Origin of the sequence: Paracoccus sp. ME4, assembly GCF_046736325.1 — a bacterium.
In the GTDB taxonomy this organism is placed as follows: Bacteria; Pseudomonadota; Alphaproteobacteria; order Rhodobacterales; family Rhodobacteraceae; genus Paracoccus.
In genome coordinates, this window is record NZ_CP151276.1 from 2,721,733 (window position 1) to 2,733,428 (window position 11,696).

Sequence of the window (11,696 nt, forward strand, 5' to 3'; positions counted from 1 at the left end):
ATCGACAGGAGACGTCATGAGCGACGACTATACCCCGCCCAAGGTCTGGACCCCCGGCAAGGCGAATGGCGGCCAGTTCGCCAGCATCAACAAGCCCACCGCCGGCGCGCAATTCGACCGCGACCTGCCCGTGGGCAAGCACCCCCTGCAGCTTTACTCGCTGGCAACGCCCAACGGGCAGAAGGTCACGATCCTGCTGGAGGAGCTGCTGGAGGCGGGACACGATGCCGAATACGACGCCTGGCTGATCAAGATCGGCGATGGCGACCAGTTTGGCAGCGGCTTCGTCGCCGCGAACCCCAACAGCAAGATCCCCGCGCTGATGGACCATTCCATGACGCCGCCGCAGCGGGTCTTCGAATCGGGGTCGATCCTGCTGTACCTGGCCGAGAAACACGGCGCCTTCCTGCCCAAGGACCCGGCCGCGCGGACCGAGACGCTGAACTGGCTCTTCTGGCAGATGGGCGCGGGCCCCTATCTGGGCGGCGGCTTCGGGCATTTCTACGCCTATGCACCCACCAAGATCGAATATGCGATCGATCGCTTCACCATGGAGGTCAAGCGACAGCTGGACCTGCTGGACAAGCGCCTGGCCGAGTCGCGCTTCATCGCTGGCGACGACTATACCATCGCTGACATGGCGATCTGGCCCTGGTACGGGCGGCTGATCACCGGCGGCGCCTATGGCGATGCGACGACCTTCCTGGACGCGGAGAGCTATCGCAACCTGCACCGCTGGCAGGCCGGGATCGCGGCGCGTCCGGCCGTGCAGCGCGGGGTCATGGTGAACAACGTGTCGGGCGATCCGTCAAAGCAGCTGCATGAGCGCCATGATGCGTCGGACTTCGAGACTCGCACGCAGGACAAGCGAAAAGGCCTTCGACGGAAAGATGTCATTGCAATGGTTGAGTATCTGGAAGACCAAGGAATGAGTGAGAGCCTCTACGCTCAATTGCATCACTCCTTCCTCAAAGGAAAAAGTGAAACATTCGCTCAGACCAAGGCGTATTGGTCGCAAGACGGGGAAATCGGTAGCAAAACCAATTTCGACTTCGCTGCTCGTCTCCAGTACATTGTGGATGGACACAAGCGCGGCGAAGCGATGGACAATTTGGCCATGCGTTCCCTGCTCCTCTATCCACTCAACGAATAAGCAAAAAGCCCGGCTAACGCCGGGCTTCTTTCCATTCGTGCAGTTGGCTTCAGTTGCGCGCGCGGTCGACCATCTTGCCCTTGGAGATCCAGGGCATCATCTCGCGCAGCTTGGCGCCGACCTGTTCGATCTGATGCTCGTCATTGGCGCGGCGCGAGGCCTTGAGCGTCGGCTGGCCGACGGCGTTCTCCAGCATGAAGTCGCGGACGAACTTGCCCTGCTGGATGTCGGTCAGCACGGCCTTCATGCGGGCCTTGGTCTCCTCGTAGGGCAGGATGCGCGGGCCGGTGACATACTGGCCGTATTCCGCCGTGTTCGAGATCGAGTAGTCCATGTTGGCAATGCCGCCCTCGTAGATCAGGTCGACGATCAGCTTCACCTCGTGCAGGCATTCGAAATAGGCCATCTCGGGGGCATAGCCCGCCTCGACCAGCGTCTCGAAGCCGCAGCGGATCAGCTCGACCAGGCCGCCGCAGAGGACCGCCTGCTCACCGAACAGGTCCGTCTCGCATTCCTCGCGGAAGTTGGTCTCGATGATGCCCGAGCGGCCGCCGCCGATGGCCGAGCAATAGGACAGGCCGATATCCATCGCCTTGCCCGAGGCATCTTGATGCACCGCGACCAGGCAGGGCACGCCGCCACCCTTGGTGTATTCGCCGCGCACCGTGTGGCCGGGGCCCTTGGGCGCCATCATGATGACGTCGACGCCGGGCTTGGGCTGGATCAGGCCGAAATGCACGTTCAGGCCGTGGGCGAAGGCGATCGCCGCGCCGTCGCGCAGGTTGTCATGGACGTATTTCTTGTAGGTCTCGGCCTGCAGCTCGTCCGGCATCGTGAACATGATCACGTCGCACCAGGCAGCGGCTTCGGCGATGCCCATGACCTTGAGGCCCTCGGCCTCGGCCTTCTTGGCCGACGGGCTGCCCTCGCGCAGGGCGACGACCAGGTTCTTGGCGCCGCTGTCGCGGAGGTTCAGCGCATGGGCATGGCCCTGGCTGCCATAGCCCAGGATCGCGACCTTTTTGTCCTTGATCAGGTTCACGTCGCAATCGCGGTCATAGTAAACGCGCATGGGGGTATCCTTCCTATCTGCTGCATCTTTTCTAGCGGAAACGGCAAGCAGACATCATGCAAACGAAGCAACAGGACATCGCTTGGCGAAAAGATCATGCCCTGATATGGCATCTGCCATGTCTTTCATGCCCGACACCACCGATCGCCGCATCCTGCGCCAGCTTCTGGCCGAACCCGAGGCCCCCGCCGCCGCGCTGGCAGAGCGCGCCGGAGTGACGCCGGCCAGCCTCTGGCGCCGGATGGAGCGGATGCGCGAGGCGGGCGTGCTGAAGGGGGTGCAGGCGCGGATCGACTGGCGCGCGATGGGCTGGGCGGTCGAGGTGTCCCTGCGCTTCACGCTGGACAAGACGAACCCGCGCGCCTTCGACGAATTCCTGGCCGCCCTGCGCGAGGTGCCCGAGGTGATCGAGATCCAGTCCTTCCTGGGCAGCGTCGACTGGCGCGCGTCGGTGATCGCGCGCGACATGGCGCATTGGCAGCAGGTCTATCGCGACCGCATCCTGACCCTGCCGCATATCGCGGAGCTGGATGCGCTGATGCTGGTCGCGACCATCAAGGACAGCGAGGGCCTGCCGCTGTGACCGATCTGGATGCGACCGACCTGGCGATCCTGCGCCTTCTGGCGGCGGATGCGACGCGCAGCGCCGCCGATCTGGGCCGCGCGGTGGGCATCGGCCAGCCTGCCGCCTGGCGCCGGGTCAGGCGGCTGACCGATCAGGGCGTGATCGCGGGGCGGCGGGTGGTGCTGGACCCGGCGGCCCTGGGCTTCGGCGTGACGGTGTTCCTGGGGATCAAGCTGGCCGCCAAAGGCCGCACCGGGCTGGAGGATTTCGAGCGCGCCGTGACCGCCATTCCCGAGGTGCAGCTGGTCCAGCATGTGCTGGGCCAGTTCGACTATCGCCTGCGCATCACCGCCCGCGACATCAGCGATTTCGAGCGGATCCTGCGCCGCCGCATCATGACCCTGCCCGGCGTGGGCCAGGTCGAGGCGAATGTCATGCTGTCCGAGGAACGGCGGCCGGGACCCTTGGGATGACCCCCGGCCCCGGCGCGCGGATCACTCCGGGATGACCCGGACGGCACCGCGGGCCGCGCTGGTCGTCATCGACGCATAGGCGCGCAGCGCGGTCGAGACCTTGCGCTGGCGCGGCTTGGCGGGCTTCCAGCCCTCGGCCTCGCGCTTCTCGCGCCGCGCCGCCAGGGTGGCGTCGTCCACGACCAGCTCGATCTTGCGGTTGGGGATGTCGATGCGGATCAGGTCGCCCTGTTCGACCAGGCCGATCGTGCCGCCCTCCGCCGCCTCGGGCGAGACATGGCCGATCGACAGCCCCGAGGAGCCGCCCGAGAACCGACCGTCGGTAACCAGCGCGCAGGCCTTCCCCAGGCCCTTCGACTTCAGATAGCTGGTCGGATACAGCATCTCTTGCATGCCCGGACCGCCGCGCGGCCCCTCATAGCGGATCAGCACGACCTCTCCGGGCTTGACCTTGCCGGTCAGGATGGCGCTGACGCTGTCATCCTGGCTCTCGAAGACATGGGCCGGCCCCTCGAAGGTCAGGATGGAATCGTCCACGCCCGCGGTCTTCACGATGCAGCCGTCCTCGGCCAGGTTGCCATAGAGCACCGCCAGACCGCCGTCGCGGCTGAATGGATGCTCGGGGCTGCGGATCACGCCCTTCTCGCGGTCCAGGTCCAGGCTGTCATAGCGCCGATCCTGAGAGAAGGCCGTCTGCGTCGGCACGCCGCCGGGTGCCGCGCGGAAGAAGTCGTGCACGCTGGCGGCTTCGGTGCGCGAGACGTCCCACCGCTCCAGCGCCTGCGCCAGGGTGCCGGAATGGACGCTGCCCACCGACGTGTCCAGCAGACCGGCGCGGTCCAGCTGTCCCAGGATCGCCATGATCCCGCCCGCCCGGTGCACGTCCTCCATGTGGACGTCGTCCTTGGCAGGCGCGACCTTGCACAGGACCGGCACCTTGCGCGACAGCCGGTCGATGTCGGACATGGTGAAATCGACCCCCGCCTCATGCGCGGCGGCCAGCAGGTGCAGGACGGTGTTGGTCGATCCGCCCATCGCGATGTCCAGCGTCATCGCGTTCTCGAAGGCGGCAAAGCTCGCGATGGCGCGCGGCAGGACCGAGGCGTCGTCGCCCTCGTAATGGCGCTTGGCCAGATCGACGACCAAGTGGCCCGCCTCGACGAACAGCCGCTTGCGGTCCGCATGGGTCGCCAGCGTCGAGCCGTTGCCCGGTAGCGACAGGCCCAGGGCCTCGGTCAGGCAGTTCATCGAATTGGCCGTGAACATCCCCGAACAGGACCCGCAGGTCGGGCAGGCCGACCGCTCGATCACCTCGACATCGGCGTCGCTGACCGAATCATCGGCCGCCGCGACCATGGCATCGACCAGGTCCAGCGCCTTGACGCGCCCGTCCTGCAGCACGACCTTGCCCGCCTCCATCGGCCCGCCCGACACGAAGACGGTGGGGATGTTCAGGCGCAGCGACGCCATCAGCATGCCCGGCGTGATCTTGTCGCAGTTGCTGATGCAGACCATCGCGTCGGCGCAATGCGCGTTGACCATGTATTCCACCGAATCGGCGATGATCTCGCGCGAGGGCAGCGAATAGAGCATCCCGTCATGGCCCATGGCGATGCCGTCATCGACCGCGATGGTGTTGAATTCCTTGGCGATGCCGCCTGCCGCCTCGACCTCGCGGGCGACCAGCTGGCCCAGGTCCTTCAGGTGGACATGGCCCGGCACGAACTGGGTGAAGCTGTTGACGATGGCGATGATCGGCTTGCCGAAATCGCTGTCCTTCACGCCCGTCGCGCGCCACAGGCCCCGGGCGCCGGCCATGTTGCGGCCATGGGTGGTGGTGCGGGAACGATAGGCGGGCATGGGCTGTCTCCTTTGGCTGGCATTGCGTCTATCACCCCTTGCGCCGGAAGGAAATTACCCCCGGCGGGTGATTTTCGCGGTTTTCTGTCGGCAGGGCGCGACGCGGCGGGGGGTCCGGGGGGCGCCAGCGCCCCCGGCCATCGCGGGACGCAAGCCGTGCCCCGCCTGCGGTTCGTCAGGACGCCATCTTCATCGTGACGATGCCCGCGACGATCATCGCCGCCGCCGCAAGCCGCATCGCGGTGACCGGCTCGGCCAGGAACACGACCCCCACGACAAAGCTGCCGACCGCGCCGATGCCGGTCCAGACCATGTAGGCCGTCCCCAGAGGCAGGGCGCGCATGGCGCTCGACAGCAGCCAGAAGGACGCGATCATCCCGGCGATCATCACGATCGTGGGCATCGGCTTGGTGAAGACTGCGGAATACTTCATCGCCGTCGCCCAGACGATCTCCAGAAGACCGGCGGCAAACAGCAGGATCCAGGGCATGGAAGGCATGGTGGGGTTCTCCCTCGACATCCGGGCCGTCCCGGCGGTTCTGCCCATCAGGGGGAGGTCGTCCTCGATTGCGAACCTAGGACCGGGCCAGCGGCGGGTCAAGACCGCGGCAGGAAGGCGGGCGGCCCTGCGGCATCTTCGCCGAAATCCCGGGCATTCGACGGGTGGTCTTTTCAACGCCCCCGAAGCGGCCCATATTGACCCTCAGGAGAAGGAGTGTCCCATGCCGCTGACCCATTTCCTCGCCCTGCTGGTCGTCGTGACGCTGGCTTCGGGCATCACGCTCTGGGCGGGCCTTTCGGCCGGCATTCCCCCGGTGGCCTTCCTGCTTCTGGCGCTCAGCGGTGCGCTGCTGCTGCACCTGAACCTGCGCGGCCATCAGGATCACGACGGCTGACCGATCCCGCTCAGCTGTCCAGTTCGGCATCCCAGTAGAGGAAGTCCATCCAGCTCTCGTGCAGGTGGTTCGGCGGAAAGCGCCGACCTGCTGCGTGCATCTCATCCGCGGTGGGCTGGCGCGGTGCGCGGCGCAGCTGCAGCCCGGAATGGCGCAGGCTGCGGTTCGCCTTTCGCAGGTTGCAGGGCGAACAGGCCGCGACCACGTTCTCCCAGCTGGTGATCCCCCCGCGCGAGCGCGGCACGACGTGATCGAAGGTCAGGTCGCCCTTCGCCCCGCAGTACTGGCAGCAGAATTCGTCCCGCAGAAAAAGATTGAAGCGCGTGAATGCCACGCGCTTTTGGGGTCGGACGAAATCCTTCAGCACGACGACCGAAGGGATGCGGAAGGCCTGGCGCTGACTTCGCACCTCGTGGTCGTATTCCGCGATGATCGTCACCCGATCCAGGAACACGGCCTTGATCGCCTCCTGCCAGGGCCACAGCGACAGCGGGTAATAGGACAGCGGGCGGTAATCGGCATTCAGCACCAGCGCCGGGTAATGGCGCAGATTGGCCGGTTCGCGCACGAACTGCGTTCGAAAGTCGGAATGAAGATGGTCGTCCAGCATAGCGCCTTCCCGTCTGCCCCGTGGGGTTGACCGGGGCGCCCGTCAGATCCGTCGTCTCGACTATATCTGGCGGGGACCGTCTGGCAAGTCCCCGCATCCATGGCCGATGCGGGAACCTCTATCCGCCCGAAATGACGGCAGCATGACAGGTCAGTCCGGCAGGCGATCCTTCAGGAAGGCCAGCGCCACCGACAGCCCGTCCGGCGAGATGCCATGGCCGGTCCCCTGCATCACATGGCCATAGACGGTGAAGCCCGCCCCCTGCAGGGCCTGACCCGCCACCGCCATGTCGTCGAAGGGCACGACCTCGTCCTGATCGCCGTGGATCAGCAGGACCGGCGGCTTGACCCGCGCCTCGGCCTCCAGCGTGTCGGGCGACAGCAGCCGGCCGGAAAAGCCCACGACGCCGCCCACGGCCGCCTTGCGGCGCGGCGCGACCTGCAGCGCCATCATCGTCCCCTGCGAGAAACCGACCAGCACCATCCGGTCGGGGCTCAGACCCTCGGCCGCCAGCACGGTGTCCAGAAAGTCGTTCAGCGCGCCAACCGACTGCCCCATGCTGATCCGGGCATCGACCTCGGAGGAGCCGTCCAGCCAGGGGATCGGAAACCACTGATGCCCCATCGGATTGTTGCGGCAGGGCTCGGGCGCGTCGGGGGCATAGAAGGCGGTCTTGGGCAGATGCGGGGCCAGCGGCTCGGAGAGGCCCAGAAGGTCCGCCCCATCGGCCCCATAGCCGTGCAGGAAGACCACGACCGATGTGACCTGTTCAGGTCCCCGGCGGGCGGATTGAAGCGGTTCCGTCATGATATTCCCTCGCGTCCTTTGGCCCAGCGGTAATAGGCCCAGAGCCCCCGCGCCGCAACCGCCCGCCACGGCGCCCAAGGCTGGGCCATCACCCGCAGGGCCACCGGGCCGGGCCGTTCGGCCAGCCCATACATCCCCCGCGCGGCCTCCTGCAGCGCCAGATCGCCCGCTGCAAAGACGTCCCGGCGGCCCAGTGCGAATTTCAGATAGATCTCGGCCGTCCAGACGCCGATGCCCGGCAGCGCAACCAGCGCCGCGATGGCCTGATCGTCGGGCAGATCGCGCAGGCCGTCCCACTCCAGCCCCGCCGCGGCGATGGCGCGCAGATAGCGCGCCTTGGGCCGCGACAGGCCCGCGGCCCGCAGGCTGTCGTCATCGGCCTCGCGCAGGGTCGCCTCCCGGTCCAGCCCCGCGGCCTGCAGCCGCCCCCAGATCGCCGCCGCCGCCGCGACCGAGACCTGCTGGCCCACGATGGCCTGCGCCATGGCCGCGAACCCGTCCGGCTGGCGGCGCAGTGGCAGCGGGCCAAGCTGGGGCAGCACCCGCGCCCAGACCGGGCAGACGGCCGCGAGATGCGCGGCCCCTTCGTCGATGTCGTCCTGGGTCAGGATCAGGCGCGGCTCAGCCACCCGCCTGCGCCTCCAGCTTCAGCCGCGTCTCCCACGCCATCGAGATATGCTGGCGCAGCGCACGGTCTGCCGCCGCCCCATCCCCCGCCGCGATCGCATCCACGATGCGGGCATGTTCGGCCAGCGCGGTCTCGCCCCGCCCTTCGGCCGCCAATGATGTCCGCGCCATCAGCGCCATGGTCCGGTGCACCAGGTCCAGCTGCTGCACCAGATAACGGTTGTGCGACGCCAGGTGGATCTGCCGGTGGAACCGCTTGTTGGCCCGCGCCAGCGCCTCGGGGTCGCCCTTGGCGCGGCGGTCCTCCTCGACCATCTGGGCCAGCACGCGCACCTCCTCGGGCGTGGCGTGGCGGGCGGCCAGGCGGGCGGCCAGCGCCTCCAGCTCGGCCCGCACGGTGTACAGCTCGGCCAACTGGTTGTGGTCCAGCGATGCCACGATCAGGCTGCGCCCGTCGCGCACCAGCATGGCCTGGGTCTCCAGCCGCTGCAGCGCCTCGCGCACAGGGGTGCGGCTGACGCCGAACCGCTCGGCCAGCTCGGATTCGACCAGCCGGTCGCCGGGGCGATAGGTGCCGCCCTCGATGGCGGTCAGGATCAGGGAATAGGCGTCTTTCATGCCGCCGACGATTGGCCCGCGCGCGCCGAATTGCAAGCGGCCAGCGCGCAAGCTATGCCCGGGTCATGGATTTTTCGCATGTCACCGCCTGGATCTTCGATCTGGACAACACCCTCTACCCGCCCGAGGCGCAGCTTTTCGCGCAGATCGAGGTCCGGATGACCGCCTGGATGATGCGCGCGCTGGACGTGCCGCAGGATCACGCGAACCGCCTGCGCGCCGAATACTGGCGGCTGCACGGCACCACGCTGGCCGGGCTGATGGCCAACCATCAGGTCGATCCCGCGGCCTATCTGGCCGACGTGCACGACATCGACTTCTCGGTGCTGAGCCCCGACCCGGACCTGGCCGCCGCCATCGCGGCCCTGCCGGGGCGGCGGATCATCCACACCAATGGCGACGCGGCTTACGCCCGCCGCGTCCTGGCCGCCCGCGCCCTGCCCGAGGACCTGTTCGACGCCGTATACGGCATCGAGGAGGCGGGCTTTCACCCCAAGCCCGACCCGCGCGCCTATGCTCCGATCCTGGCCGCGTCCGGCATCGACCCCGCCCGGGCCGCGTTCTTCGAGGATGACCCGCGCAACCTGATCGTGCCGCATGACCTGGGCATGCGCACCGTGCTGGTCGGCGACGGCCGCCACGGGCCGGACGCGCTGACGGGCGGGATCGGCCCGCATGTCCAGCACCGCACCCATGACCTGACAGGCTTTCTGCGCGCGCTGGTCTGACTGCGACAGCGCCGCCCCTTTCCCCCGCTTGCGCGGCGGGGCAGTCTGGGCACGAACCGAAAGGGCATCCCATGACCGACACGCGCATCGACGACATCGACATCCTGATCTCGGGCGGCGGGCTGGCCGGGCTGATCGCCGCCTGCGCCTTCGGGGCCGAGGGGTTCTCGGTCCTCTGCGTCGATCCCGCCCCCCCGGTGACCGAGGAGGACGCGGCGGGCGCCGACCTGCGCTCCACCGCCTTCCTGATGCCCTCGGTCGCGCTCTTCGAACGCATCGGGCTGTGGGAGCGCCTCGCCCCCCATGCGACCGCGCTGCAGGTGATGCGCATCGTCGATGCCGGGGGCGCCACCGCCACGCCGCGCCTGACCCGCGATTTCGACGCGGCCGAGATCGGCGACCAGCCCTTCGGCTGGAACCTGCCCAACTGGCTGATGCGGCGAGAGCTGATGGCGCGCATCGAGGCCCTGCCCTCGGTCCGGGTGATCCACGGGATCGGAACCGCATCGGTCCTGCCCCGCTCCGAAGGCGCGGTGGTGACCCTGACCGACGGCCGCCGCCTGCGGGCGCGCCTGCTGATCGGCGCGGACGGGCGCGATTCGGCGGTCCGGCGCGCCCTGGGCATCGGGGTGCGCACCTGGCGCTATGGCCAGAAGGCACTGGCCTTTGCCGTGACGCATGAACAGCCCCACCACAACGTCTCGACCGAGGTGCACCGCGCGGGCGGGCCCTTCACGCTGGTCCCCCTGCCCGACCGCGACGGACAGCCCGGTTCGGCCGTGGTCTGGATGGACGACGCCGCCGCCATCGACGCGCTGCTGGCCCTGCCCGCCCCAGAGTTTGAAGCCGCGCTGAACGACCGCTCCGCCGGGATGCTGGGCCACCTGCGCCAGGCGACCCCCCTGGCCGCCTGGCCGATCGTCAGCCAGATCGCCGACGGCTTCGCCGGCCCCCGCACCGCGCTGATCGCCGAGGCCGCGCATGTCTTGCCCCCCATCGGCGCGCAGGGCCTGAACATGAGCCTGGCCGACCTCTCGGCGCTGCTGGAGCTCAGCCGCGCCGACCCGGGCAGCGCCGAGAGCCTCGCCCGCTACGACCGCAGCCGCCGCCCCGAGGCACTGGCCCGCACCCTGGGCATCGACGCGCTGAACCGCGCCAGCCAGATGCGCCTGCGCCCGCTGCGCGACCTGCGCGCCGCGGCGCTTGGCGGGCTCTACGGGATCGCCCCGGTCAGGCGGATGATGATGCGCGCGGGCCTCGGGGCACGCTGAGGCCCCGGCATCGCGCGACACCGGGGGGTGCGGGGGGCTGGCCCCCCGCCGTCGCGGGACGCAATCAGATCAGGCCCGCATGCTCCAGCGCCGCGTCGATCAGGCGGCGCGTCGGTTCGGTCAGCGGCGTCAGCGGCAGGCGCACCCGCTCATGGCACAGGCCCAGACGCGACATCGCGTATTTCGCGCCGACCAGCCCCGGTTCAACGAAGATCGCCAGATGCAGCGGCATCAGCCGGTCCTGGATCTCCAGCGCCGCCGCGTAATCGCCGCGCAGCGTGGCCTCCTGGAACTGCGCGCAGAGGCGCGGCGCCACGTTCGCGGTCACGCTGATGCAGCCCACGCCGCCATGCGCGTTGAAGCCCAGGGCCGTCGCATCCTCTCCGGACAGCTGGATGAAATCCGCCCCGCAGGTCATGCGCTGGCAGCTCACGCGCTCCAGCTTGCCGGTCGCGTCCTTGACCCCGATGATGGACGGGATCTTCGCCAGGACGCCCATCGTCTCGGGCATCATGTCGACGACCGACCGCCCGGGGATGTTGTAGATGATGATCGGCAGATCGCAGGCCTCGGTCAGCGCGGTGTAATGCGCGATCAGCCCTGCCTGCGTCGGCTTGTTGTAATAGGGGGTGACGACCAGCCCCGCATCCGCGCCCACGCTTGCCGCGTGCTGCAAGAGGCCGATGCCCTCGCGCGTCGAATTGGACCCGGCGCCCGCGATGACCGGGATGCGACCGTTCACCGCACGCACCACCTCCTCGATGACGGTGCGATGCTCGTCATGGGTCAGGGTCGGGCTTTCGCCGGTGGTGCCCACAGGCACGATGGCGTGGCTGCCTTGGTCGACATGCCATTCGACCAGCGTCTTCAGCGTGTCCAGATCCAGCTCGCCGTCCGGGGTGAACGGCGTGACCAGGGCTGGCATCGACCCTTTGAACATGACACGCTCCATGATGATCCTTGGTGAAAGCAGGCGGTTTCGGGGCCATCCCTATCCAAGGGGCGCCAACTTGCCA

13 protein-coding genes and 1 pseudogene are annotated in these 11,696 nt (G+C 68.3%); 6 read left to right on the forward strand and 8 right to left on the reverse strand.

All coding sequences use genetic code 11. From position 1 onward, the window contains the following. Positions 1–16 precede the first annotated feature (16 nt). Positions 17–877 (forward strand): annotated as a pseudogene (gene yghU, locus AACG61_RS13875) (glutathione-dependent disulfide-bond oxidoreductase); the annotation flags it as partial. Between the two features lie 325 nt (positions 878–1,202). Here yghU and ilvC read toward each other — a convergent pair. Further along, entirely contained in the window at positions 1,203–2,225 is a 1,023-nt protein-coding gene (gene ilvC, locus AACG61_RS13880; RefSeq protein WP_411837691.1) for a ketol-acid reductoisomerase, read from the reverse strand. 127 nt (positions 2,226–2,352) lie between these two features. Here ilvC and AACG61_RS13885 point away from each other — a divergent pair, with 127 nt between their 5' ends. After that, positions 2,353–2,808, forward strand: coding sequence for an Lrp/AsnC family transcriptional regulator (locus AACG61_RS13885; RefSeq protein WP_411837692.1), 456 nt, complete (start codon positions 2,353–2,355; stop codon positions 2,806–2,808). Beyond that, complete coding sequence (locus AACG61_RS13890) at positions 2,805–3,263, forward strand: Lrp/AsnC family transcriptional regulator (RefSeq protein WP_411837693.1); 459 nt, start codon at positions 2,805–2,807, stop codon at positions 3,261–3,263. The genes AACG61_RS13885 and AACG61_RS13890 overlap by 4 nt, the downstream gene beginning before the upstream one ends. Before the next feature lie 21 nt (positions 3,264–3,284). Here the strand turns inward: AACG61_RS13890 and ilvD are convergent, their stop codons facing one another. Together ilvD and AACG61_RS13900 are read right to left on the reverse strand one after the other, a co-directional pair. After that, a complete protein-coding gene (gene ilvD / locus AACG61_RS13895; protein WP_411837694.1) occupies positions 3,285–5,123 on the reverse strand; it encodes a dihydroxy-acid dehydratase in 1,839 nt (612 codons plus the stop codon). Between the two features lie 175 nt (positions 5,124–5,298). Further along, complete coding sequence (locus tag AACG61_RS13900; protein WP_411837695.1) at positions 5,299–5,613, reverse strand: DMT family transporter; 315 nt, start codon at positions 5,611–5,613, stop codon at positions 5,299–5,301. A gap of 232 nt (positions 5,614–5,845) precedes the next feature. Here AACG61_RS13900 and AACG61_RS13905 point away from each other — a divergent pair, with 232 nt between their 5' ends. Further along, complete coding sequence (locus tag AACG61_RS13905) at positions 5,846–6,019, forward strand: hypothetical protein (RefSeq protein WP_411837696.1); 174 nt, start codon at positions 5,846–5,848, stop codon at positions 6,017–6,019. A gap of 10 nt (positions 6,020–6,029) precedes the next feature. Here the strand turns inward: AACG61_RS13905 and AACG61_RS13910 are convergent, their stop codons facing one another. The 4 genes from AACG61_RS13910 to AACG61_RS13925 form a co-directional block, all read right to left on the reverse strand. Then, a complete protein-coding gene (locus AACG61_RS13910; RefSeq protein ID WP_411837697.1) occupies positions 6,030–6,629 on the reverse strand; it encodes an HNH endonuclease in 600 nt (199 codons plus the stop codon). 150 nt (positions 6,630–6,779) lie between these two features. After that, on the reverse strand, positions 6,780–7,436 hold the full coding sequence (locus tag AACG61_RS13915; protein ID WP_411837698.1) for an alpha/beta hydrolase: 657 nt from the start codon (positions 7,434–7,436) through the stop codon (positions 6,780–6,782). Next, entirely contained in the window at positions 7,433–8,065 is a 633-nt protein-coding gene (locus tag AACG61_RS13920) for a DNA-3-methyladenine glycosylase family protein (protein WP_411837699.1), read from the reverse strand. Before AACG61_RS13920 ends, AACG61_RS13915 begins: the two co-directional genes overlap by 4 nt. Further along, complete coding sequence (locus AACG61_RS13925; RefSeq protein ID WP_119884870.1) at positions 8,058–8,681, reverse strand: GntR family transcriptional regulator; 624 nt, start codon at positions 8,679–8,681, stop codon at positions 8,058–8,060. Before AACG61_RS13925 ends, AACG61_RS13920 begins: the two co-directional genes overlap by 8 nt. Positions 8,682–8,746: 65 nt before the next feature. On the opposite strand from AACG61_RS13925, the gene AACG61_RS13930 reads away from it, so the two are divergent. Both AACG61_RS13930 and AACG61_RS13935 read left to right on the forward strand, forming a co-directional pair. After that, a complete protein-coding gene (locus AACG61_RS13930; protein WP_411837700.1) occupies positions 8,747–9,409 on the forward strand; it encodes a pyrimidine 5'-nucleotidase in 663 nt (220 codons plus the stop codon). Positions 9,410–9,480: 71 nt separating this feature from the next. Further along, positions 9,481–10,680 (forward strand): UbiH/UbiF family hydroxylase, encoded by a 1,200-nt coding sequence (locus tag AACG61_RS13935; RefSeq protein WP_411837701.1) that lies wholly within the window; start codon positions 9,481–9,483, stop codon positions 10,678–10,680. 64 nt (positions 10,681–10,744) lie between these two features. Here the strand turns inward: AACG61_RS13935 and dapA are convergent, their stop codons facing one another. After that, positions 10,745–11,620, reverse strand: coding sequence for a 4-hydroxy-tetrahydrodipicolinate synthase (dapA, locus tag AACG61_RS13940; RefSeq protein WP_411837702.1), 876 nt, complete (start codon positions 11,618–11,620; stop codon positions 10,745–10,747). Positions 11,621–11,696 lie beyond the last annotated feature (76 nt).

Excerpts from the sequence above, each read along its gene's own strand:
- AACG61_RS13885 (WP_411837692.1), top strand. The coding sequence starts at position 2,353 with ATGCCCGACACCACCGATCGCCGCATCCTGCGCCAGCTTCTGGCCGAA.
- dapA (WP_411837702.1), bottom strand. The coding sequence starts at position 11,620 with ATGTTCAAAGGGTCGATGCCAGCCCTGGTCACGCCGTTCACCCCGGAC.
- AACG61_RS13915 (WP_411837698.1), bottom strand. The coding sequence starts at position 7,436 with ATGACGGAACCGCTTCAATCCGCCCGCCGGGGACCTGAACAGGTCACA.
- ilvC (WP_411837691.1), bottom strand. The coding sequence starts at position 2,225 with ATGCGCGTTTACTATGACCGCGATTGCGACGTGAACCTGATCAAGGAC.
- ilvD (WP_411837694.1), bottom strand. The coding sequence starts at position 5,123 with ATGCCCGCCTATCGTTCCCGCACCACCACCCATGGCCGCAACATGGCC.
- AACG61_RS13925 (WP_119884870.1), bottom strand. The coding sequence starts at position 8,681 with ATGAAAGACGCCTATTCCCTGATCCTGACCGCCATCGAGGGCGGCACC.
- AACG61_RS13910 (WP_411837697.1), bottom strand. The coding sequence starts at position 6,629 with ATGCTGGACGACCATCTTCATTCCGACTTTCGAACGCAGTTCGTGCGC.
- AACG61_RS13935 (WP_411837701.1), top strand. The coding sequence starts at position 9,481 with ATGACCGACACGCGCATCGACGACATCGACATCCTGATCTCGGGCGGC.
- AACG61_RS13930 (WP_411837700.1), top strand. The coding sequence starts at position 8,747 with ATGGATTTTTCGCATGTCACCGCCTGGATCTTCGATCTGGACAACACC.
- AACG61_RS13905 (WP_411837696.1), top strand. The coding sequence starts at position 5,846 with ATGCCGCTGACCCATTTCCTCGCCCTGCTGGTCGTCGTGACGCTGGCT.
- AACG61_RS13900 (WP_411837695.1), bottom strand. The coding sequence starts at position 5,613 with ATGCCCTGGATCCTGCTGTTTGCCGCCGGTCTTCTGGAGATCGTCTGG.